This window comes from Actinomyces radicidentis (assembly GCF_001553565.1).
Taxonomy (GTDB): Bacteria; Actinomycetota; Actinomycetes; order Actinomycetales; family Actinomycetaceae; genus Actinomyces; species Actinomyces radicidentis.
The window spans coordinates 2761443-2782759 of the sequence record NZ_CP014228.1 but is presented as its reverse complement, the minus strand read 5'-3'; the positions used below and the strand labels follow the sequence as shown (position 1 = coordinate 2782759).

Below are 21317 nucleotides of genomic sequence, written 5' to 3'. Positions count from 1 at the left end.
GGCAGGGGAGTGGCGCGCGTGAGAGAGGAGGAGCCTCGGGGAGCACGGGACGACGGGCCCCGCCGCCCCACGTCCGCGCGCGCCCGCCGCCGTGAGGAGGCCCGCGCCCGGCGCGCCGAGGCACGAGCCCGCCGCCGCGCCGAGGCGCGAGCGCGCCGCCGCGCCGACCCCGCCCACCTCACCGAGACCGAGGTCCGCTCCACCTGGACCTGGCTGCGCGCCGTGCCCGGCCGCGTCGCCTCCCTCCTCGCCGACATCTGGCGCACCGAGCGCCACCGCCTGTGGATCATGGCCCTCGGCGTCGTCGCGGTCGTCGTCCTCCTCTCCGTGCTGGGAACGGGCCGCCTCGAGATCTGGGAGATCCTCTCCACGGTCGCCCTCGGCGCCCTCGTCCTCGCGGTCTCCCGCGACCACCGCACCGCCGGCGGCGTCGTCGTGTCCCTCCTCGTCCTCAGCCTCGTCGGCACCCTCGCCGGCCCCCGCTGGAGCCCCACCCCCGTCCACACCGACCTCGCCCCGACGACGACGGACACCGCGATCGGCGGCGACGTCGACACCCCCGCCGTCGGCACCTACGAGGTCGAGATGACGACGGTCGAGATCACCCAGGCCGACGGCGAGACCCGCCCCGCTGTCCTGAGGCGCCCCAAGGGCGTCGCGGGCGCCACCCGCGCCGTCGTCTTCATGCACGGGGCCGGCACCCACACCGCCTGGGGCTTCGCCGAGCAGGCCGAGTCCATCGCCTCCACCGGCGTCACCACCCTCGTGCCCTCCAAGCCTATGGACGACTACAGCACGACGAGCCGCGACTACGTCTCCATGGCAGCCGACTACGCCAAGAGCGTCGACTGGTTGCGCGAGCAGGACTACATCGACCCCGACCAGGTCGGCGTCTACGCCGAGTCCGAGGGCGACTTCCCCGGCGTCGTCCTCGCCGCGCAGGACCAGCGGATCGCGTTCCTCGTCCTGGCCAGCGCCCCCGTCGTCCTTCTGCGCCAGCAGGCCTCCTACGCCGCCGTCAACTATCTCGAGAACGTCGGCGTACCCTCCGCGCTCCTGTCCGTCATCCCGCGCGTGCTCGGCTCGAAGGAGATCCCCGGCGGCGGCTTCGACTACGTCGACTTCGACGCCCGCTCCTACGAGGAGCGCATCAGCGTCCCCATCCTCATGCTCTACGGCACCGGCGACTCCTCCATGCCCATCGTCCAGGGCCCCGAGACCGTTCGCGACGCCATCGCCGCCAACGGGAACACGGCCCTCACCGTGCGCTATTACAACCACGCCAACCACGGCCTCAAGCTCGGCAACTCCACCGACGGCGACCTGGCCCCCGGCGTCGCCCGGGATCTCAGCCGCTGGATCGACGGCCTGCCGGTCACCGCCACCGCCAAGCCCCAGGTCGCCGGCGCCACCCCCGTCCAGGACTTCTCCGCGACGACGCCCGGCGCCACCCGCTGGTACGCCTCCGGCGACCTCATGGTCCTCGCGATCCTCTCCGGATTCCTCCTCCTCATCGCCGCCGGACTCGTCTGGCTCCTCGGGCAGGCACCCAGGCTCATCGGCCGGCGCGGCCTCCACCTGCCCGACCCCGTCGGCCGGTGGACGGGCGCCCTCGCCCTGTCCGTCACCGCCTCCTGGGTGCTGTACCTCGCCTACATCGTCGCCGTCGCCAGGCTCGCCATCTCCTACGAGTCCAACCCGTGGCTCTCCTACGGCGGCTGGGCCGTCGCGCAGCTGGCCGCGCTCGGCACCCTGGTCCTCCTCGTCAAGCTCGTCTCGCGCGCCTGGAACGTCCGCGGGCACGAGCGCCACGGCCGCGACGAGGGCGGCCGCTGGCTCACGGTCCCCTCCGGCGCGGTGCTGGCGCTCGCCCTCGCGGGCACGGTCGTCCTGCTCGTCGACCTGTCCTACTGGGGCCTCTTCCCGGTCCTGTTCTGAGCGACCCCGGGATCCGCGCGGACCGGCTCGGGGGAGCGGACCGAGGGACTTACGCCCCGCTGTGGGCGAACCACTGCGACCAAGGGCCCTCACTCGTGTCTCGCAGGGGTTACCCTCGTCACGCCGCCGAGAGCCCCGTGACACACCGACGTGCCACGATGACGGCCGCACCCGACCCAGGATCCGAGGAGAACCGCGCATGTCCACCACCCCCGCCGGAACCACTGACCCCGCCGCCCGCACCTGCCCCGACGAGCTCTGGGAGATCGGTCAGCTCGCCATCGCCAGGGCGAGACGGTGGGCGGACGAGTCCTCCGCGGAGTCGACCCCGCGCACAGCCGCGCTCCTGTCCGGCATCCTCGCCGACCCCGAGGGCCTCGACTTCACCACCCGCTTCGTCGACGACGTCGTCCGCCCCGTCGACCTCGACGTCGCCGGCGCCGCCCTCGTCAAGCTGACCAAGCGCCGCTCCGACTTCCTGCCGCCCTACCTGCGTGCCGCCATGGGACTGGGAGGCGCCGCCTCCCGCCTCGCCCCCCGCACCGTCGCCGCCGTCGCCCGCCGCACCTTCCGCGAGATCGTCGGCGACCTCGTCGTCGACGCCAGCCCCGCCGGCCTCGGCCCCGCGCTCGCCCGCCTCCGCAAGGGCGGCCACCGCCTCAACGTCAACCTCCTCGGCGAGGCCGTCCTCGGCGAGACCGAGGCCTCCCACCGCCTCGCCGCCGTCTCCGAGCTCGTCCAGCGCAACGACGTCGACTACGTCTCCGTCAAGGTCTCCGCCGTCACCGGCCCCCACGACCCCTGGGGCTTCGAGGAGGTCGTCGCCCACGGCGTCGAGGCCCTCACCCCGCTGTACCGCCTCGCCCGCGACCACGGCACCTTCCTCAACCTCGACATGGAGGACTACAAGGACCTCGACCTCACCATCGCCGTCTTCACCGCCATCCTCGACCAGGAGGACCTGCGCGGCTACGAGGCCGGCATCGTCCTCCAGGCCTACCTGCCCGACTCCCTCGGCGCCATGCAGCGCCTCCAGGCCTGGGCCAAGGAGCGCGTCGACGGCGGCGGCGCCCGCATCAAGGTCCGCTGCGTCAAGGGCGCCAACCTCTCCATGGAGCGCGTCGACGCCGAGATCCACGGCTGGGAGCTCACCACGCAGCGCTCCAAGCAGGAGACCGACACCAACTACAAGCGCATCCTCGACTGGGCCATGACCCCTGAGCGCACGCGCAACATCCGCCTCGGCGTCGCCGGCATGAACATCTTCGACTGCGCCTTCGGCTTCGAGCTACGCCGCGCCCGGGGCCTGGAGGACACCGACGCCGTTGAGTTCGAGATGCTCTCCGGCATGGCCGAGGACATGCAGAAGGTCGTCACCCGGGACACCGGCCACCTCCTCCTCTACGTGCCCGTCGTCAACCCCAAGGAGTTCGACGTCGCCATCTCCTACCTCGTGCGCCGCCTCGAGGAGAACGCCGCCCCGGAGAACTTCATGTCCGGCGTCTTCGACATCGCGCAGAACGAGGCCGTCTTCGCCCGGGAGCGCGACCGCTTCCTCGCCGCGCTGTCCAACGTCGACCCGAGCGCTCCCGTGCCGACGCCGAACCGCGTCCAGGACCGCCTTGCCGAGGCCGCCGCCGGCGTCCCCGAGGCCACCGGGACGGCGGCCGAGCAGGCGCGCCGCCCCTTCGCCAACGAGCCCGACTCCGACCCGGCGCTCGCCGCCAACCGCGAGTGGGCCCGTGGCATCGCCTCCCGTATGAGGGACTCCCGCCTGGGCGCCGACGCCGTCGACGCCTCCGCGGCCCGCCTCGCCACCACGACCGACGTCGACGAGCTCGTCCTCGACCTCGGCGACGCCGCCGCCTCCTGGCGCGAGCTGGGCGCCGAGGGACGCGCCGCGATCCTCCACCGCGTCGCCGACACGCTGAACGCCCGCCGCGGCGAGCTCATCGAGGTCGCCGGCTCCGAGGCCGGCAAGACCGTCACCCAGGCCGACCCCGAGGTCTCCGAGGCCATCGACTTCTGCCGCCACTACGCCGAGCGCTCGCTCCTCCTTGAGGACCCCGAGTACCTCGGCGGCGCCACCGTCTCCCCGGTCGAGGTCACCGTCGTGGCGAGCCCCTGGAACTTCCCGCTCGCCATCCCCACCGGCGGCGTCGCCGCGGCCCTGGCCACCGGCTCCACCGTCGTCCTCAAGCCCGCTCCGCCCGCCAAGCGCTGCGCCGCCGAGCTCGTCCGCGCCTTTCACGACGCCGGCGTCCCCGAGAACGTCCTCGTCCTCGCGGCCGTCGACGACGGCGAGGTCTCGAAGCACCTCGTCGAGCACGACGGCGTCGGCCGCGTCATCCTCACCGGCTCCTACGACACCGCGAAGCTCTTCCGCTCCTGGAAGCCCGGCATGCACCTGCTCGGCGAGACGAGCGGCAAGAACGCCATCATCGTCACCCCGTCGGCGGACCCGGACCTGGCCGTCAAGGACACGATCGCCTCCGCCTTCGGCCACGCCGGCCAGAAGTGCTCGGCCTCCTCGCTCCTCATCCTCGTCGGCTCGGCCGGCCGCTCCGAGCGCATCGCCCGCCAGCTCGTCGACGCCACCCAGTCGCTGCGCGTCAAGCTGCCGTGGAACCTCGACTCCGAGGTCGGCCCCGTCGTCCAGCCCGACGACGAGAAGGCCCTGCGCGGCCTCACCGAGCTCGGGGAGGGCGAGCACTGGGTCGTCAAGCCCGAGAGCCTCGGCGACGCCCTGTGGCGCCCCGGCATCCGCGCCGGCGTCACCCCCGGCAGCGAGTACCACCTCACCGAGTACTTCGCCCCCGTCCTCGGCGTCATGCGGGTGGAGACCCTCGAGGAGGCCATCGACGCCGTCAACGCCGTCGACTACGGCCTCACGACCGGCCTGCACACCCTGGACCCCGACGAGCTGGCCCTCTGGCTCGACCGCGTCGAGGCCGGCAACCTCTACGTCAACCGCGGCATCACCGGCGCCATCGTGCGCCGCCAGCCCTTCGGCGGCTGGAAGCGCTCCGCGATCGGATCGACAACCAAGGCCGGCGGCCCGAGCTACCTGCTCGGCCTCGTCGACGTCCTGCCCGGCGACGACGCAGCCCGCGACGCCGAGGAGGAGCGCGCCTCCGCCCAGGGCCGTCACGAGCTCAACACGCTGCTGAAGCCCGCGGTCAAGGCACTCTACGACGCCGTCGCCGGCGACCTCGACAAGCGCGACGTCGCCTTCCTTCGCCGCGCCCTCGTCGACGACGCGACCGCCTGGGCCGACGAGTACGGCGTCGGCCGCGACGTCTCGGCGCTCGCCTGCGAGCGCAACGTCCTGCGCTACCGGCCCGCCGACGTCGTCGTGCGCGCCGGCGCCGGCACCAACGTCGCGGACCTCGCCCGCGTCCTCGCGGCGGGCGTCCTCGCCGGCGGGAGGGTGAGCCTGTCGGCTGCCGAGGAGCCGCCGGCCCGCCTCGCCTCCGCGGCCCGCGCCGCCGGCGTCGAGGTCGCCGTCGAGGCCCCCGGCGTGTGGGAGTCCCGGCTCGCCGACCTCGCCTCCTCCGGGGCGCTCGGCGTCCGCGTCCGCCTGCTCGGGCAGCGGGGCGTCGATCCCGAGGCCCGCTGGAACGAGGCCAGCCGCGTGACGAAGGGCAGCCCCGACGTCGCCCTGTACGCCGGGGGAGTGACGGGCTCCGCGCACGTCGAGCTGCTGCCCTTCCTGCGCGAGCAGGCCGTCGCCGTGACGAAGCACCGCTTCGGCACCCCGCTCGACCTCGCCGCCGGGCTCCTCTGAGCGGAGACCCCGAACCGCGCGGCACCTCGCCCCCACCCCTGGTCGACCGTCAATGCACCGTTCGACCGTCTGATTTCCGGAAATCCGACGGTCGAACGGTGCATTGACGGTCGACCAGCGTCAGGGGAGGGGCGGGTGCGCGAGCGCTCAGGGTTACCGCCGGTGGCTCCGCGCTGTCCGGACTCCGGAGGCGTCTGACACCGTCCCGGTTTCGCGGTACGGTCGCCACGTGCGAGCGACCCCGAGCTTCGCGCGCGTCCGGGCCTCCGGATCGCGCCTCAGCCTCCTGCTTAGTCGCCGCGGCGGGGCCTGACCAGGCCGGCACCCCGACCGCGGCTCCCTTTGCGACGCCAGCCACCGGGGACCCCGGCGCCCCGCGCCCGCCACCGAGCAGGGCGCGCGGCAGCCGGACCCGTGTCCAGCCACCTGCACCAGGAGAAACCCATGCGCACCGCCCGTCCCGCCCCCCAGCAGCCCTCCGGGATGCCCTTCTCGAAGTACCTGCCCTTCCTCGACACCCTCGACACGGACCTGCCCGACCGCACCTGGCCCACCAAGCGCATCGAGAAGGCCCCCCGGTGGCTCACCACCGACCTGCGCGACGGCAACCAGAGCCTCATCGAGCCGATGAACGCCGAGGCCAAGCGCGCCATCTTCGACCTCCTCATCCGCATGGGCTTCAAGGAGATCGAGGTCGGCTTCCCGGCCGCCAGCCAGACCGACTACGACTTCGTCCGCTCCCTCGTCGACGACGACGCCATCCCCGAGGACGTCACCATCTCCGTCCTCACCCAGTCCCGCGGCGACCTCATCGACCGGACCCTGGACGCCTGCGTCGGCATGCCGCGGGCCACCGTCCACCTCTACAACGCCCTCTCGCCGCTCTTCCGCGACGTCGTCTTCCACATGGGCCGCGACGAGATCCGCGAGCTCGCGGTCGACGGCACCCGCCAGGTCATGGCCCGCGCCGACAAGGTCCTCACCGACGACACCATCTTCGGCTTCGAGTACTCCCCGGAGATCTTCGTCGACACCGAGCGCGACTACACCCTCGAGGTCTGCGAGGCCGTCATGGGCGTGTGGCAGCCCGAGGACGACCGCGAGATCATCCTCAACCTGCCCGCCACCGTCGAGCGCGCCACCCCCAACGTCTACGCCGACCAGATCGAGTGGATGAGCCGCAACCTCTCCCACCGCGACGCCGTCTGCCTGTCCCTGCACAACCACAACGACCGCGGCTCCGGCGTCGCCGCCGCCGAGCTCGGCCTCCTCGCCGGCGCCGACCGGGTCGAGGGCTGCCTCTTCGGGCACGGCGAGCGCACCGGCAACGTCGACCTCGTCACCCTCGCCCTCAACCTCTTCAGCCAGGGCGTCGACCCTATGCTCGACATCTCCGACATCGACGAGATCCGCCGCGTCGTCGAGCGCTCCACCCAGATGGACGTCCCGCCGCGCACCCCGTACGTCGGCGAGCTCGTCTACACCTCCTTCTCCGGCTCCCACCAGGACGCCATCAAGAAGGGCTTCACCGCCCGCGCCAAGGAGGTCCAGGCGAGGAAGGCCGAGGGGCTCGACGGCGAGGCTGCCGAGGTCGCCGTTCCCTGGCGGATGCCCTACCTGCCGATCGACCCGCACGACGTCGGCCGCTCCTACGAGGCCGTCGTACGAGTCAACAGCCAGTCCGGCAAGGGCGGCGTCTCCTACCTGCTCAAGACGACCCACAACCTCGACCTGCCGCGCCGCCTCCAGATCGAGTTCTCCCGGATCGTCCAGCGCCACACCGACACCTACGGCGGCGAGGTCAACGCCGAGAACCTCTGGGCGATCTTCGCCGACGAGTACCTGCCCGCAGCCTCCGCGCCCGACGCCGGCCTGGCCTCCTGGGGCCGCTTCCAGCTCAAGGGCGCCACCCTCACGCAGGCGGGCGAGGACGACTCCATCCTCACCGTCACCGTGCGCGAGGACGGAGAGCGCAAGCTCCTCACCGCCTCCGGCAACGGCCCGCTCGACGCCTTCGTCTCCGCCCTCGAGCAGACCGGCGTGAGGGTCCGCGTCCTCGACTACGCCGAGCACGCCCTGTCCGAGGGCCGCGACGCCCGCGCCGCCTGCTACGTCGAGTGCGAGGTCGACGGCCAGGTCCTGTGGGGCGTCGGCATCGACCCCTCCATCACGACCTCGTCCTTCAAGGCGATCATCTCCGCCGTCAACCGCGCCATGCGCTGACGCCTCCCGACGGCGCTGCGCCGTCGGCGATCATGCCCCGCCACCGCCCGGTGGCGGGGCGTCGTCGTGCAGCGCCCGTGGCACAGTGGCCCCGTGGACAGGCTCTTCCGGGACGAGGCGATCGTCCTGCGCACGTACAAGCTGGGCGAGGCGGACCGCATCATCGTCCTGCTCACGCGCTCCCACGGGCAGGTCCGCGCCGTCGCCAAGGGCGTGCGCCGCACGACCTCCCGCTTCGGCGCCCGCCTCGAGCCCTTCTCCATGATCGACGTCCAGCTCCACAAGGGCCGCAACCTCGACGTCGTCACCCAGGTCGAGACCATCGACCCCTTCGCCGGGATGATCACCTCCGACTACGCCGTCTTCACCTGCGCCTCCACCATGGTCGAGACCGCCGAGCGCCTCACCGAGGACTCCGGCGACGTCGACACCGCCGACTCCCCGCAGCAGTTCCTCCTCCTGTACGGCGCCCTCTCGGCGCTCGCCCGCCGCCGCCACGCGCCCGGCCTCGTCCTGGACTCCTACCTCCTGCGAGCCCTCGCCCTGGCCGGCTGGGCGCCGTCCTGCTTCGACTGCGCGCGCTGCGGCGCACCCGGTCCGCACACCGCCTTCCACGTCCAGGCCGGCGGCGCCGTCTGCGAGTCCTGCCGGCCGGCAGGCAGCGTCGACGTCGAGCCGGGCACGATGGCCCTCCTCGGCGCGCTGCTCTCCGGCGCGTGGGCGATCGCCGACGCCTCGGAACCTCGCGAGAGGGCCCAGGCGTCGGGGCTGGTCTCGGCATACTTGACCTGGCACCTCGAGCGCCGCCTGCGCTCCCTCTCCCTCGTCGAAAGGGCCTGACGTGACCGACTCCGCCCGCCCGTCCGCCCCGGCCGGGACCGGCTCCGCCCCCTCGCTGGTCCCGGCCCGCGTCCCGCTGCACCGCGAGGGCCTCACGCCGCCCGCCCTGCCGCGCGAGGCGCTCCCGCAGCACGTCGCCTGCGTCATGGACGGCAACGGACGCTGGGCCAACGCCCGCGGCCTGGCCCGCACCGAGGGGCACCGCGTGGGGGAGTCCACGATGATGGACGTCATCGCCGGCGCCGTCGAGCTCGGGGTCCCCGAGCTGTCCGTCTACGCCTTCTCCACGGAGAACTGGCGCCGCTCGCCCGCCGAGGTCCGCTTCCTCATGGGCTTCACCCGCACCGTCCTGCGCGCCCAGACCGACGACCTGCTCGCCTGGGGCGTGCGCGTCAACTGGGTCGGCCGCGAGCCGCGCCTGTGGAAGTCGGTCCTGTCCGAGGTGCGCCGCTCCGAGCGGATCACGGCCGGCAACGAGACCATGGTGCTCAACATGTGCCTCAACTACGGCGGCCGGGCGGAGATCGCCGACGCCGCCCGCGCCATGGCCCGCGACGTCGAGGCCGGCCGCCTCAAGGCCTCCTCGATCAGCGAGCGCACCATCCAGCGCTACCTGTACTCGCCCTCGATGCGGGACGTCGACCTCTTCATCCGCACCGGCGGGGAGCAGCGCACGAGCAACTTCCTCATGTGGGAGTCCGCCTACGCCGAGCTCTACCTCTCCGACCTGCCCTGGCCCGAGTTCGACCGGACCGCGCTGTGGCGGGCGGTCGAGTCCTACGTCGGGCGTGATCGGCGCTTCGGCGGCGCCGTCGACAAGGTCGCGCCGCAGGGCTGAGTCCGCCGCTACCATCAACCTCCCACCACGCCGAGAAGACCCCGCAAGGAGCAGCACATGAGGATCGTCGTCGCCCTCGGCGGGAACGCCATCTCGCGTCGGGGCGAGGAGATCTCCGTCGAGAACCAGCGGCGCAACATCCGCGAGGCCTGCGGTCCCCTCACCGCGATCGCCGAGCACCACGAGCTCGTCGTCACCCACGGCAACGGACCCCAGGTCGGGCTCCTCGCCCTCCAGAACGCCGCCTACACCGAGGGCAGCCTCTACCCCCTGGACACCCTGGGTGCCGAGTCGCAGGGCCTCATCGGCTACCTCATCGAGCTCGAGCTGCGCAACGCGCTCCTCGACCGCGCCCACCTCACGACCGTGCTCACTCTCGTCGAGGTCGACCCCTCCGACCCGGCCTTCTCCCGTCCCACGAAGTTCGTGGGGCCGGTGTACACGCCCCAGCAGGCGCGGTCGCTGGCCCGTGAGCGCGGATGGACCTTCGCCATGGACGGCAAGCTGCCGCGGCGCGTCGTCCCCTCGCCCGTTCCGGAGCGCATCATCCAGGTCGACGCCGTGCGCAGCCTCCTCGGCCCCGGGCAGGTGGTCGTGTGCACGGGCGGCGGCGGCATTCCCGTGGCCCGCGCCGAGGACGGCACGATCTCCGGCGTCGAGGCCGTCGTCGACAAGGACGCCTCCTCCGCGGTCCTCGCCCGGGAGATCGACGCCGACGCCCTCGTCCTCGCCACGGACACCGACGCCGTCCACGTGGACTGGGGCACCCCGAACGACAGGCGCATCGCCGTCATCGGCGCGGACACGCTGGACACGATGGAGTTCCCTGCGGGCTCGATGGGTCCCAAGGTCGAGGCGGCCACCGCCTTCGTGCGCCGCAGCGGGCACGCGGCCTACATCGGCCGCCTGCAGGACGTCTCCGCCATGCTCGAGGGCACGACGGGCACGCGCGTCGTCCCCGGGGACGCCCCCGCCGAGCTCGTCTGAGGTGCGGCCGGGCCCCGGCTCGGGCGCCGGTTCTCGCCGCAGAAGCAGACATCCTCGGCTAACTGTTGCGCCGTCGGCGTCGCAGTCCGCCGAGGATGTCGTCCTCTGCGGGGAGGGGACGTTCGCGGGGCGCTCCGGGCGTTGCCGCCGTCTGCCAGGATGAGCGCATGACGCCGGCCCCGATCGCTCCCGCCTGCCCTTTCTGCGAGACCCTCGCGGGCACCGACGCCGACGCCGTCGTGGTCGCAGATGCCGGCGACGCCGTGGCCGTCCTCGACCGCTGCCCGGTCGCGCCCGGGCACGTCCTCGTCATCCCTCGCCGTCACGCGGCGAGCCTCGAGGAGCTCACCGACGTCGAGTGCGGAGCCGTCATGTCGCTGGCCCGGGACGTCGCCGGCGCCGTGCGCGCCGGGCTCGCCCCCGCGGTCAACCTGCACCTGTCCGACGGGCACGAGGCGGAGCAGGACGTGCCGCACGTCCACCTCCACGTCATCCCGCGGCACGAGGGCGACGGCGTCGTCATCGACCTGCCCGGGGAGCGTCCCGGCCGCCACGAGTTCGAGCGCGTCGCCGACGGGCTCCGCGCGCAGATGGGGTGCTAGCCGCTCCGGCTACGGCTCGTCACCCCTGAGTGCGGAGCAGAAGCAGACATCCTCGGCGAACTGTTGCGCCGACGGCGTCGCAGTCTGCCGAGGATGTCGTCCTTTGCAGGTGCAGGTGCAGGTGCAGGCACCGGTGCAGGGGCGGCGGGTACGGCGGCTACGGCGGAGGGCACGCACCGGCCGGTCCGGGGCTCAGGCCCCCGTGGCGCCCTCGGCCTCCTCGGCGTCAGCCTTGGCGGAGCACTCGGCGCACAGCCCGAAGAACTCGGCCGTGTGCTCCATGCGCGTGAAGCCGGCCTCGGCCGAGACGCGGCCGATCCAGGACTCGAGCTCGCCACCGGCGACCTCGACGGTGTGCCCGCATTGGCGGCAGACGATGTGGTGGTGGTGCTCGGCGCGCTCGCACTCGCGGTAGAGGGTCTCGCCCTCCGTGCTGCGGACCTGGTCGACCTCGCCGGACTCGGCCATCGCCGTGAGGTTGCGGTAGACGGTCGCCAGCCCCACCTTGGTGCCCTCGGCCTCCAGGGCCGCGTGGATCTGCTGGGCCGAGCGGAACTCCTCGGTGCGCGCGAGGATGTCGGCGACGGCGGCCCGCTGCCAGGTGGCGCGCGGACGCGGGGAAGCGCTCCCGGCGGTGCTTCGCTGCGTGGTCATGAGCGGGTCACGGCTCCTTCCGGCTGTCCTGCGGCGGTGCGGGAGGCGTGGCCGCCCAGGTGCACCAGGCCCGTGATGACGGCGGTGAGAGCGTACAGCCCGACGAGCAGGACGACGATCATGGCGCCCGGGGAGGCGGCGACGACGTAGGTGATCGTGAGGCCGAGGACGCAGGTGACGACGCCGATGAGCATCGCCAGGCGCATCGTGCGCCCGAAGGAGTGGGACACGAGCTGGGCGACGGCCACGGACACGATCATGACGGCGGAGACGAGAAGGGCCCCGACGACCCGCATGGACACCGAGACGGTGAGCGCGGCGACCACGGCGATCGTCACGTTGAGCACGCCGGTGGGCAGCCCGATGGAGCGGGCGAACTCCTCGTCGTGGCACAGGGAGAACAGCGGGCCGCGCAGGCCGATGCCGATGATGAGCACGAGGACGGACAGGACGATCGTGAACCAGGCGTCGGAGACGGAGACGGTGGCGATCGAGCCGAAGAGGTAGCTCGTGAGGTTCGTCGTCGTGCCGCCGGCGATCTTGATAAGGATGACGCCGCCCGCGATGCCGCCGTAGAAGAGGATGGCCAGGGCGACGTCGCCTCGGGTGCGCCCCCTGGCGCGGATCACCTCGATGAGGACGGCGCCGGTCACCGAGGCGACGATCGCACCGGGCACGGCCCAGGCGTCCGATGGGGTGACGTTGGCGGTGGCCCCCGCGAGCCAGCCGAGGGCGACGCCGGTGAGGGCGATGTGACCGATGCCGTCGCCGAGCAGGGCGAGGCCGCGCTGGACCAGGTAGGTGCCGACGACGGGCGCGGACAGGCCCACGAGGATGGCGACGATGAGGGCCCGCTGCATGAGGGGGCTTGCGAGCATCTCGGAGAAGGTGGCGGTCATCGGGCTCCTCCGTGGGCGCTGCCGCCCTGGCCGGGCAGCGAGGTGGACAGGACGGGCGCGTGGTGGACGGCCGGGCCTGTGTCACCGTGGGGGTGCTCGTGCTCGCAGTCGTCGAGGTGGTCGTGCCCGAGGGAGTCGTGGCGCGAGTGGTCGTGGTGGGCGGGGGCGACGTCCGCGACCGGCCCGTCGGAGACGACGCGGCCCTCGTCGAGGACGACGGCCCGCTCGACGACCTCGGCCAACTCGCCCATCTCGTGCAGGACCGTCAGCAGCGTGAGGCCCCGCCCGCGCAGCTCTGTGAGGATGGCGGCGAGGGCCTCGCGGCTGGCGCGGTCGATGCCGGCCAGGGGCTCGTCGAGGACGAGGAGCTCGGGGTCGCGCACGAGGGCGCGGGCGATGAGGACGCGCTGGGACTGGCCCCCGGAGAAGACCTGGACGTGGTCGTCGGCGCGGTCGGCGAGGCCGACGGCGTCGAGAGCGGCCATGGCGCGGTCCCGGGCCCCGCGGCCGCGGTCGGCGAAGGGGCGTCCGGGGCTCAGCAGCCCGGAGCGGACCACTTCGAGGGCCGTCGCGGGCACGCCGGAGCCGGCGCCGACGCGCTGGGGGACGTAGCCGATCCTGCGCCAGGGGACTCTGCGTCGCTGCGTCGTCGGCTGCCCGAAGAGGCGCGCGGTCCCGGCCGCGGGCTCGATGAGCCCGAGGACGGTCTTGACGAGGGTCGACTTGCCCGAGCCGTTCGCGCCGAGGAGCGCGACGGACTCGCCTGCGTCGACCTCGAGGTCGACGCCGTGGAGGATGAGGCTCGATCCGAGGACGACGCTGACGTCGTCGACGCTGACGGGACGCGCGGACGACGCCGCCCGGTGGTCACCGGACGGCGTCGTCGGCTCACCCGCGGCGGCGGGGGAGGTGGTTGTCATGGAGGTGCTCCGTGTCCTTCCGGGGCGCTGGCGCCCGAGGATCGCTGTGCCGCGGGTGATCATCCCACGGCGCCGGCCGGTCGGTGGCGGAGGTCCGCCGCGAGGGCCGGGACGGTGCGCCCCGGCCCGCCGGTCTCACTTGCAGTCGAGCGCGGTGCGCAGCTCGTCGAGGTTGCTCGTCATGGCGCTCGCGTAGTCGCCCTCCTCGGGGGCGGACTCGATGGGCGAGAGGACGGCGGTCTTGGCGCCGGTCTCGCTGGCGACGGCCTCGGCGGTCTTGGGGGAGACGAGCTCCTCGGTGAAGATCGTCGTCGTGCCGGTGGACTGGACGACCTTCTTCACGGCGGCGAGGTCGGCCGGGCTCGGCTCGGACTCGGGGTCGACGCCGGAGATGGAGGTCTGGGTGAGGCCGTAGCGCTCCGTGAGGTAGCCGAAGGCGGCGTGGGAGGTGACGACGTCCTTGCGCTCGCACTGGGCGAGGCCGTCCTTGTAGGAGGCGTCGAGGTCGCCCAGGGTGCCCTCGAGGGTCTTGAGGTTGGCCTCGTAGTCGCTCGCGTGGGTCGGGTCGGCCTTGGCGAGGGCGGCCTCGACGGCGACGGCGGCGTCCTTCATGCGGACGGGGTCGAGCCAGAAGTGAGGGTCGGACTCGTCGGCCTCGGAGTTGTGGGCGTCGGTGAAGGAGGTGCTGGCCTCGGCGGTGGAGGCCGTGGTGGAGGCCTCGGCGGTCGCCTCCTCCTCGTGCTCCTCCTCGACGCCGTCGTGGTGCTCGAGGGCGACGTCGCTCGCGAGGTCGAGCACGGTGGGGCCGGAGACATGGGAGACGGCGTCGTCGAGGGAGGGCTGGAAGCCGGAGACGTAGGCGATGAGGGAGGTCTCGCTCAGGGCGGTGACGTCCTTGGGGGAGAGCTCGAAGTCGTGGGGCTCGACGTTGGTCGGGGTCACGGAGGTGACCGAGACGTGGTCGCCGCCGACGGCCTGGACGAGGTACTGGACGGGGTAGAAGGAGGCGGAGACCTTGAGGGCGCCGGACGAGGTGGTGGCCTTGGCGGCGCTGTCGGAGTCGGAGGAGAGCGCGGAGCAGGCGGAGAGCCCCAGCGCGAGTGAGAGCGCGGCGGCGCCGGCGAGAGCGCGACGCGAGGACGAGGGGATGTTCATGAGAACCATTCTTTACGTGAGGATGATTCTCGTCAACACGAGGAAGGGCGGATGTGGCGAGACCGACGTCCGCGGCGCAGGACCCGCCCCGAGGAGGTCGCACCCTCCCGAATAGACTGACGCCACTCGTTCCCACCATCCAGGTGCGGATCACGACTCACACCAGGAGACCCTCCGTGGCACAGAACGCCTCCACGCTCGACCGCGTCATCAACCTCGCCAAGCGGCGCGGCTTCGTCTTCCCCTGCGGGGAGATCTACGGCGGTACCCGCTCCGCCTGGGACTACGGTCCGCTCGGCGTCGAGCTCAAGGAGAACATCAAGCGCCAGTGGTGGCAGTACATGGTCCGCGGCCGCGAGGACGTCGTCGGCCTGGACTCCTCCGTCATCCTCCCGCCCGAGGTCTGGGCCGCCTCCGGCCACCTCAAGGCCTTCACCGACCCGCTCATCGAGTGCACCTCCTGCCACAAGCGCCTCCGCGAGGACGAGCTCCAGGAGGCCTACGCCGCCAAGCACGGCGTCGAGAACCCCGACGACGTCACCCTCGACCAGCTCGTCTGCCCCAACTGCGGCACCCGGGGCCAGTTCACCCAGCCCAAGCCCTTCTCCGGCCTGCTCAAGACCTACCTCGGCCCGGTCGACGACGAGTCCGGCCTGCACTACCTGCGCCCTGAGACCGCCCAGGGCATCTTCGTCAACTTCGCCAACGTCATGAGCGTCGCGCGCAAGAAGCCGCCCTTCGGCATCGGCCAGGTCGGCAAGTCCTTCCGCAACGAGATCACCCCCGGCAACTTCATCTTCCGCACCCGCGAGTTCGAGCAGATGGAGCTCGAGTTCTTCGTCGAGCCCGGCACGGACGAGGAGTGGCACCAGTACTGGATCGACTACCGCCAGGCCTGGTACACCGACCTGGGCATCTCCGAGGAGAACCTGCGCCAGTACGAGCACCCCAAGGAGAAGCTCTCCCACTACTCCAAGCGCACGGTCGACCTGGAGTACCGCTTCGGCTTCCAGGGCTCCGAGTGGGGCGAGCTCGAGGGCATCGCCAACCGCACCGACTTCGACCTGTCGACCCACGCCGAGCACTCCGGCAAGGACCTGTCCTACTTCGACCAGCAGAAGAACGAGCGCTGGACGCCCTACGTCATCGAGCCCTCCGCGGGCCTGACCCGCTCCCTCATGGCCTTCCTCGTGGAGGCCTACACCGAGGACGAGGCGCCCAACACCAAGGGTGGCGTCGACACCCGCGTCGTGCTCAAGCTCGACCCGCGCCTGGCCCCCGTCAAGGCCGCCGTCCTGCCGCTCTCACGCAAGGAGGAGCTCACCGGCCCCGCCAAGGAGCTGGCCGCCCGCCTGCGCAAGGCCTGGAACGTCGACTACGACGACGCCGGCGCCGTCGGCCGCCGCTACCGCCGCCAGGACGAGATCGGCACGCCGTTCTGCATCACCTACGACTTCGAGTCCCCCGAGGACGGCGCCGTCACGATCCGGGAGCGCGACACCATGGCTCAGACCCGCGTCCCGCTGGACGAGGTCGAGACCTACCTCGCGCAGCGCCTCATCGGCTGCTGACCCGGCGTCGGGACCTGTGACCGGTCCCGACGTCGCCGACGGTGCCCCGGCACCGGCCATCTCGCGGATGGCCGGTGCCGGGGCACCGTCGCGCTCGGGGTCCGTCATGCGTCCGGCTCGGTCCTGCGCCCGCTTCTGGTCCCGCTGGCTGGTTCGGCCCCGCCTCGCTCAGGTGCTCGAGGGTTCCGAGGGTCCTCGGCTCGACGACGGCCCGGCCGCGCTCTGGCACCATGTGCGCCGTGAGCACCCCCGCACCCCACGAGCACGCGCACTCCGGCCCCCTCGACCTGCCGCAGCGCGAGGCCCGCCGCGTACGGCGGGTCCTCACCGCGATCGTCGTTCCCCTCGTCCTCGCGACCCTCATCGGGATGGCCGTGCTGTGGCCCGGCCGCTCCTCGCTCATCGGCTCCCAGCCCTTCGCCGCCGAGGGCACCAGCCTCGCGACCGCGGAGGTGACGAGCCTCGACGTGAGCGCCTGCGCGGACGCGGCCTCGAGCCTCGCCGCCGGGACCGCCGACGCCTCGCTCCTCAAGGACGCCGTCTGCGCGCGCATCACCTCCGGGCAGGGCGAGGGTCTCGTCCTGCCGGTGCACGTGCCCTCCGAGTCCCTCCCGGCCGCCGACGTCGGCGACCGCCTCCGCGTCATGTACACCCCCGACGCCCTCGCCTCCGGCACGCCCTACGTCTTCGTCGACTACGACCGCCAGGTCCCCGTCCTTGCGCTCGCCCTGGTCTACCTGGTCCTCGTCGTCGCCGTCGCGGGGCGCCGCGGCCTGCGCGCCGTGCTCGGGCTGCTGCTCGCCACCGGCGTCCTGGTGGGCTTCGTCCTGCCGGCGCTCCTCGCCCTCGCCCCGCCGATGTGGGTGACGCTCGTCGGTGCGAGCGCCATGATGCTGCTCGCCGTCTACACGGCGCACGGTATCAGCGTGCGCACGACGACGGCGCTGCTCGGCACGCTCGTCGGCGTCGTCATCACCGTGCTCCTGGCCCTGTGGGGCGTGGGCGCCGCGAACCTCACCGGGGGAGTCGGGGAGGACGCCCTCACCCTCTCCTCACTCGTCAAGGGCCTCGACCTGCGGGCCCTGCTCACCTGCGGCATGGTCATCGCGGGCCTCGGCGTCCTCAACGACGTCACCATCACCCAGGCCTCGGCCGTGTGGGAGCTGCACGCCGCGAACCCCGGCCTCGGGCGGCGTCGCCTGCTCGCCGGCGGGATGCGGATCGGCCGCGACCACATCGCCTCGACGGTGTACACGCTGGCCTTCGCCTACGCGGGCACGGCGCTGCCGCTCATCCTGTCGGCCTCGCTCATCGACCGCCCCGTGGCGGACACCCTGCTGTCCGGCGAGATCGCGGACGAGCTCGTTCGGACGCTCGTCTCCTCGATCGGCCTCGTCCTCGCGGTGCCGGCGACGACGGCGATCGCGGTCCTCCTCGTCAGCGCGGCGTCGCGGGCGGGAGCGTCCCCGTCGTCGGCGAGCCGGTGACGATCCCGCATGTCTCGGTGACCGTGGCGCCGTTGGCGGCCGCGAAGTCCCACTGCTCCTGCGTGGGCACGCCGAGCAGGAAGCCCTGGTCCTCCGTCGCGGCGTAGGCGGAGGCGGCTGTGTAGCAGGCCTCCGTGAGGCCGCGGCTCAGCTCGTCCGCGTCGAACTCGCCGACGGCGAGGACGTCCTTGGAGGCGATGACCTGGAGCGTGTGGGGCTCGGAGCAGTCGACCTGCTGGGCGCGGCTCGAGTCCTCGGCGGTGACGTCGGACCAGCAGGAGCCGACGGGCGCCTCGCTGAGCGTCGCGCCGGGCGCTGAAGCGGTCCCGGCGCCGGTGGACGAGGCGGTCGCGCCCGTGCTCGTCGGGACGGTCGTCGCGGTGCTCACGGGGGTGGCGGACGCGGCGCTTGCTGCGGCGGGCGCGGTGGCGACCACGGAGGCGCTCGCCGAGGCTCCCGGGGCCGTCCCCGTGGCGTCGGGGGCGGACTGGGAGCAGGCGCCGAGGAGCAGCAGGAGGGCCGTCGGTGCGGCGAGCAGGGCGGGGGAGCGGTGCATGACGACTCCGATCAGGGGAGGGACCCCGTCAGCGTAGGCCCCTCACGGCCGGCTCACAGGGTTTCCGCGCGATCAGCCCCCGGAGACGTCGGACTCCGCGTCCTCGCTCAGCAGGAGGAGCTTCTGCTCCTCGGTGAGCGTCTCCGAGTCGAGCCAGCCGTCGGGCAGGTGCGGGCGCTTCGGGGTGCCGGCGCGGCCGCGCGGACCCTCGACGGTCTCACCCGGGTAGGGGACCTCCTCGGGAAGGCGCTCGCGCATGGCGGCGAGCGCGGCGTCGAGCTCGGCGAGGCTGGAGACCTTCATGAGGGATCCGCGTGCCGCTCCGCCGACCGGGTAGCCCTTGAGGTACCAACCGACGTGCTTGCGCAGGTCTCGTACTCCGCGCTGCTCGCCGAGCTCGCCGGCCAGGAGGCGCCCGTGCTCCTTGATGACGGCGATGACGGCGTCGAGGTCGGGGCGGGTGCGCTCGGCGGAGCCGTGGAAGGCGTGCACGATGTCGGCGAAGAGCCACGGGCGCCCCTGGCAGCCGCGCCCGATGACGACACCGTCGCAACCTGTCTCGCGCACCATCCGTAGCGCGTCGTCGCCGGTCCAGATGTCTCCGTTGCCGAGCACCGGCAGGTCGGTGGCGTCCTTGTGCCGCTCGATCGTCTCCCACCGGGCCTGGCCCGAGTAGTGCTGGCGGGTGGTGCGCCCGTGGAGGGCGAGGGCGGCGATACCGGCGTCCTTCGCCATGCGGGCGGCATCGAGGTAGGTCTCGTGCTCCTCGTCGATGCCGATGCGCATCTTGATCGTCACCGGGACCTCGCGGTCGCGGTGGGCGCGGCGCGCGCCCTCCTCGGCGGCGCGCACCGTCTCGCGCAGGATCCCCGCCATGAGGTCCTTCTTCCACGGCAGCGCGGAGCCGCCGCCCTTGCGCGTCACCTTGGGGACGGGGCAGCCGAAGTTGAGGTCGACGTGGTCGGCGAGGTCCTCCTCGACGAGGATCCGCACCGCCGTGCCCGCGATGACGGGGTCGACGCCGTAGAGCTGGATGGAGCGGACGCGCTCGGCCGGGTCGGAGCGGACCATGCCCATCGTCTTCTCGTTGCGCTCCACCAGGGCCCGGGTCGTCACCATCTCGGTCACCCACGTTCCCGCCGGGGCCGACAGGCCGCCGTCGGGTGTCGGAAGGGCGCCCTGGGCGACGGGGCGCAGCGCCTCGGGGAGGGCGGCCTCGCCCATCTGGCGGCACAGGCGGCGGAAGGAGGCGTTCGTGACTCCGGCCATCGGCGCGAGCTCGACCGGCGTGGCGACCTCGATCGGGCCGATCCGCAGGGGGCGCAGCCCCTCGACGAGTCCCGGGCCGGGCTCCTGCGCGGGTGCCGTGGCGGTCTCCCGGATGGCGGTCCGGGCGTCTGACGCGGGGGAGAGGGGCTGGCTCGTCACCCCGACACTCTGGCACAGGGCCGCGCGCAGCCGGGCGAGGCGTGCGCCACGTACCCTGCCGCCATGCCCAGCTCGACCCCCTCGCCCGCCCACGGCGCGGAGCGGCCCGGCGCGTCCGGCGCCGGCTCCCGGCGTGCCCGCTCCGTCCTCGTCACCGGCGCCTCGCGCGGCATCGGCGCCGGCGTCGCCGCCGCCCTGGCCGCCCAGGGGGACCGCGTCGCCGGCCTGTCGCGCTCGGGCACGGCTCCCGATGGAGTCCTGGCCCTAGCCGTCGACGTCACGGACCCGGGTGCCGTCGACGAGGCGGTCCGGCGCGTCGCCGAGGCGCACGGGGACGTCGAGGTCCTCGTCGCCGCGGCCGGCACGTCGCTGGACGCCCTCGCCGCCCGCACCCGCCCGGCCGACTGGGACCGCGTCCTCGCCACCAACCTCACCGGCTCGATGAACGCGGCCCGAGCCGTCCTGCCCGGCATGATGCGGGCCCGGAGCGGGCGCGTCGTGCTCGTGTCCTCGGTCATGGCGGCCCGCGGCGGGGCCGGTCTCGCCGCCTACGGCGCCTCCAAGGGAGGCGTCGAGGGACTCGCACGATCCCTTGCGCGCGAGGTGGCGCCACGGGGGATCACCGTCAACGCCGTCGCCCCGGGCTTCGTCGACACGGCCCTGACGGACTCCCTGAGCACCTCCGCCCGCGAGGAGTACCTCGCGGCGATCCCGCTGGGGCGCACGGCGACCCTCGAGGAGGTCGTCGCGCCCATCCTGTTCCTGGCCTCGCCCGGCTCCTCCTACGTGACCGGTGCCGTGCTCGGCGTCGACGGCGGCCTCGGCATGGGGCGCTGAGCCGCGCGGGACCCGTACCCCGCGTCCCGCCGGGTGAACAGCGCGGTGACGTAGGGTTGCCGTGTGACGACCCAGACGCCTGAGACGAAGACCCTCGTCCTCGTGAGGCACTCCAAGGCGGCCCATGACGCCCCGACCGACCTCGAGCGCCCGCTGACCTCCAAGGGGCGCGGCATGGCCGAGGAGCTCGCCCGCGAGCTCGCCTCCCGCCTGCCCAGCACGGGCCTGCTGCTCGTCTCGCCCGCCGAGCGGGCCCGCCAGACGGCGCGCCCGATGCGCTCCCACCTCGACCCGGACGAGGTGCGCGTCGAGCCGGAGATCTACCACGAGGGCCCGAACGGCATCCAGGGTCTCCTCGCCGAGCTCGACGAGTCCGTGAGCACGGTCGTCGTCGTCGGCCACGAGCCGACCGTCTCGATCCTCGCCCACACGCTCCACGACGCCGACGACGACCTCGCCAGCCAGGTCTCCTTCGGCGTCCCCACCGCGACGGCGCTCGTGCTGAGCGTCCCGGTCGCCTGGGACGCCCTGGGACCGCGCACCGCTCACCTCACGTACGTCCTCACCGCCACGCGCTGACGGTCCGAGGCGTCGC

General features: G+C 73.1%; 17 protein-coding genes. 11 read left to right on the top strand and 6 right to left on the bottom strand.

Translation table 11 applies throughout. The features are described 5' to 3' along the window. Positions 1–18: 18 nt before the first annotated feature. The 7 genes from AXF14_RS11755 to AXF14_RS11725 all read left to right on the top strand — a co-directional run bounded on the left by AXF14_RS11755 (position 19) and on the right by AXF14_RS11725 (position 11215). Complete coding sequence (locus AXF14_RS11755; protein WP_236755636.1) at positions 19–1938, top strand: alpha/beta hydrolase family protein; 1920 nt, start codon at positions 19–21, stop codon at positions 1936–1938. Between the two features lie 199 nt (positions 1939–2137). Next, positions 2138–5725: a proline dehydrogenase family protein gene (locus AXF14_RS11750; RefSeq protein WP_067943440.1), complete on the top strand. Its 3588-nt coding sequence runs from the start codon at positions 2138–2140 to the stop codon at positions 5723–5725. A gap of 444 nt (positions 5726–6169) precedes the next feature. Beyond that, positions 6170–7948: a 2-isopropylmalate synthase gene (leuA, locus tag AXF14_RS11745; protein ID WP_067943438.1), complete on the top strand. Its 1779-nt coding sequence runs from the start codon at positions 6170–6172 to the stop codon at positions 7946–7948. Between the two features lie 93 nt (positions 7949–8041). Then, entirely contained in the window at positions 8042–8788 is a 747-nt protein-coding gene (recO, locus tag AXF14_RS11740; protein ID WP_067943436.1) for a DNA repair protein RecO, read from the top strand. A gap of 55 nt (positions 8789–8843) precedes the next feature. Beyond that, the gene (gene uppS, locus AXF14_RS11735; RefSeq protein WP_150118551.1) at positions 8844–9626 is read left to right on the top strand and encodes a polyprenyl diphosphate synthase; all 783 of its coding nucleotides are present in this window, start codon (positions 8844–8846) and stop codon (positions 9624–9626) included. Positions 9627–9683: 57 nt separating this feature from the next. Next, a complete protein-coding gene (locus AXF14_RS11730) occupies positions 9684–10613 on the top strand; it encodes a carbamate kinase (RefSeq protein WP_067943432.1) in 930 nt (309 codons plus the stop codon). A gap of 167 nt (positions 10614–10780) precedes the next feature. Next, entirely contained in the window at positions 10781–11215 is a 435-nt protein-coding gene (locus AXF14_RS11725; protein ID WP_067943430.1) for an HIT family protein, read from the top strand. Between the two features lie 192 nt (positions 11216–11407). Here the strand turns inward: AXF14_RS11725 and AXF14_RS11720 are convergent, their stop codons facing one another. The 4 genes from AXF14_RS11720 to AXF14_RS11705 all read right to left on the bottom strand — a co-directional run bounded on the left by AXF14_RS11720 (position 11408) and on the right by AXF14_RS11705 (position 14852). Next, positions 11408–11869 carry a Fur family transcriptional regulator gene (locus AXF14_RS11720; protein WP_067943428.1) on the bottom strand — a complete coding sequence of 154 codons (462 nt, stop codon included), beginning with the start codon at positions 11867–11869 and terminating at the stop codon, positions 11408–11410. Then, entirely contained in the window at positions 11866–12768 is a 903-nt protein-coding gene (locus AXF14_RS11715; RefSeq protein WP_067943426.1) for a metal ABC transporter permease, read from the bottom strand. The genes AXF14_RS11720 and AXF14_RS11715 overlap by 4 nt, the downstream gene beginning before the upstream one ends. Continuing rightward, the gene (locus AXF14_RS11710) at positions 12765–13688 is read right to left on the bottom strand and encodes a metal ABC transporter ATP-binding protein (RefSeq protein WP_067943424.1); all 924 of its coding nucleotides are present in this window, start codon (positions 13686–13688) and stop codon (positions 12765–12767) included. The genes AXF14_RS11715 and AXF14_RS11710 overlap by 4 nt, the downstream gene beginning before the upstream one ends. A 135-nt stretch (positions 13689–13823) precedes the next feature. Further along, positions 13824–14852 (bottom strand): metal ABC transporter substrate-binding protein, encoded by a 1029-nt coding sequence (locus tag AXF14_RS11705; protein ID WP_067943421.1) that lies wholly within the window; start codon positions 14850–14852, stop codon positions 13824–13826. Between the two features lie 167 nt (positions 14853–15019). Between AXF14_RS11705 and AXF14_RS11700 the strand changes: the two genes are divergently transcribed. Continuing rightward, on the top strand, positions 15020–16414 hold the full coding sequence (locus AXF14_RS11700) for a glycine--tRNA ligase (RefSeq protein WP_067943419.1): 1395 nt from the start codon (positions 15020–15022) through the stop codon (positions 16412–16414). A 239-nt stretch (positions 16415–16653) separates the two neighbouring features. Next, entirely contained in the window at positions 16654–17901 is a 1248-nt protein-coding gene (locus AXF14_RS11695) for a YibE/F family protein (protein ID WP_236755634.1), read from the top strand. On the opposite strand, the gene AXF14_RS14015 is transcribed toward AXF14_RS11695, so the two are convergent. Together AXF14_RS14015 and dusB are read right to left on the bottom strand one after the other, a co-directional pair. Beyond that, complete coding sequence (locus AXF14_RS14015; protein WP_067943415.1) at positions 17852–18457, bottom strand: hypothetical protein; 606 nt, start codon at positions 18455–18457, stop codon at positions 17852–17854. The genes AXF14_RS11695 and AXF14_RS14015 overlap by 50 nt on opposite strands. Before the next feature lie 72 nt (positions 18458–18529). Then, positions 18530–19783, bottom strand: a complete 1254-nt coding sequence (gene dusB / locus AXF14_RS11685) for a tRNA dihydrouridine synthase DusB (protein WP_067944406.1) — start codon at positions 19781–19783, stop codon at positions 18530–18532. A gap of 165 nt (positions 19784–19948) precedes the next feature. On the opposite strand from dusB, the gene AXF14_RS11680 reads away from it, so the two are divergent. Together AXF14_RS11680 and AXF14_RS11675 are read left to right on the top strand one after the other, a co-directional pair. Continuing rightward, positions 19949–20722, top strand: coding sequence for an SDR family oxidoreductase (locus AXF14_RS11680; RefSeq protein ID WP_084355713.1), 774 nt, complete (start codon positions 19949–19951; stop codon positions 20720–20722). A 63-nt stretch (positions 20723–20785) separates the two neighbouring features. Next, on the top strand, positions 20786–21301 hold the full coding sequence (locus AXF14_RS11675; RefSeq protein ID WP_067943413.1) for a SixA phosphatase family protein: 516 nt from the start codon (positions 20786–20788) through the stop codon (positions 21299–21301). Positions 21302–21317 lie beyond the last annotated feature (16 nt).

Excerpts from the sequence above, each read along its gene's own strand:
- AXF14_RS11750 (WP_067943440.1), top strand. The coding sequence starts at position 2,138 with ATGTCCACCACCCCCGCCGGAACCACTGACCCCGCCGCCCGCACCTGC.
- leuA (WP_067943438.1), top strand. The coding sequence starts at position 6,170 with ATGCGCACCGCCCGTCCCGCCCCCCAGCAGCCCTCCGGGATGCCCTTC.
- AXF14_RS11730 (WP_067943432.1), top strand. The coding sequence starts at position 9,684 with ATGAGGATCGTCGTCGCCCTCGGCGGGAACGCCATCTCGCGTCGGGGC.
- AXF14_RS11725 (WP_067943430.1), top strand. The coding sequence starts at position 10,781 with ATGACGCCGGCCCCGATCGCTCCCGCCTGCCCTTTCTGCGAGACCCTC.
- AXF14_RS11720 (WP_067943428.1), bottom strand. The coding sequence starts at position 11,869 with ATGACCACGCAGCGAAGCACCGCCGGGAGCGCTTCCCCGCGTCCGCGC.
- AXF14_RS11715 (WP_067943426.1), bottom strand. The coding sequence starts at position 12,768 with ATGACCGCCACCTTCTCCGAGATGCTCGCAAGCCCCCTCATGCAGCGG.
- AXF14_RS11710 (WP_067943424.1), bottom strand. The coding sequence starts at position 13,688 with ATGACAACCACCTCCCCCGCCGCCGCGGGTGAGCCGACGACGCCGTCC.
- AXF14_RS11705 (WP_067943421.1), bottom strand. The coding sequence starts at position 14,852 with ATGGTTCTCATGAACATCCCCTCGTCCTCGCGTCGCGCTCTCGCCGGC.
- AXF14_RS14015 (WP_067943415.1), bottom strand. The coding sequence starts at position 18,457 with ATGCACCGCTCCCCCGCCCTGCTCGCCGCACCGACGGCCCTCCTGCTG.
- AXF14_RS11680 (WP_084355713.1), top strand. The coding sequence starts at position 19,949 with ATGCCCAGCTCGACCCCCTCGCCCGCCCACGGCGCGGAGCGGCCCGGC.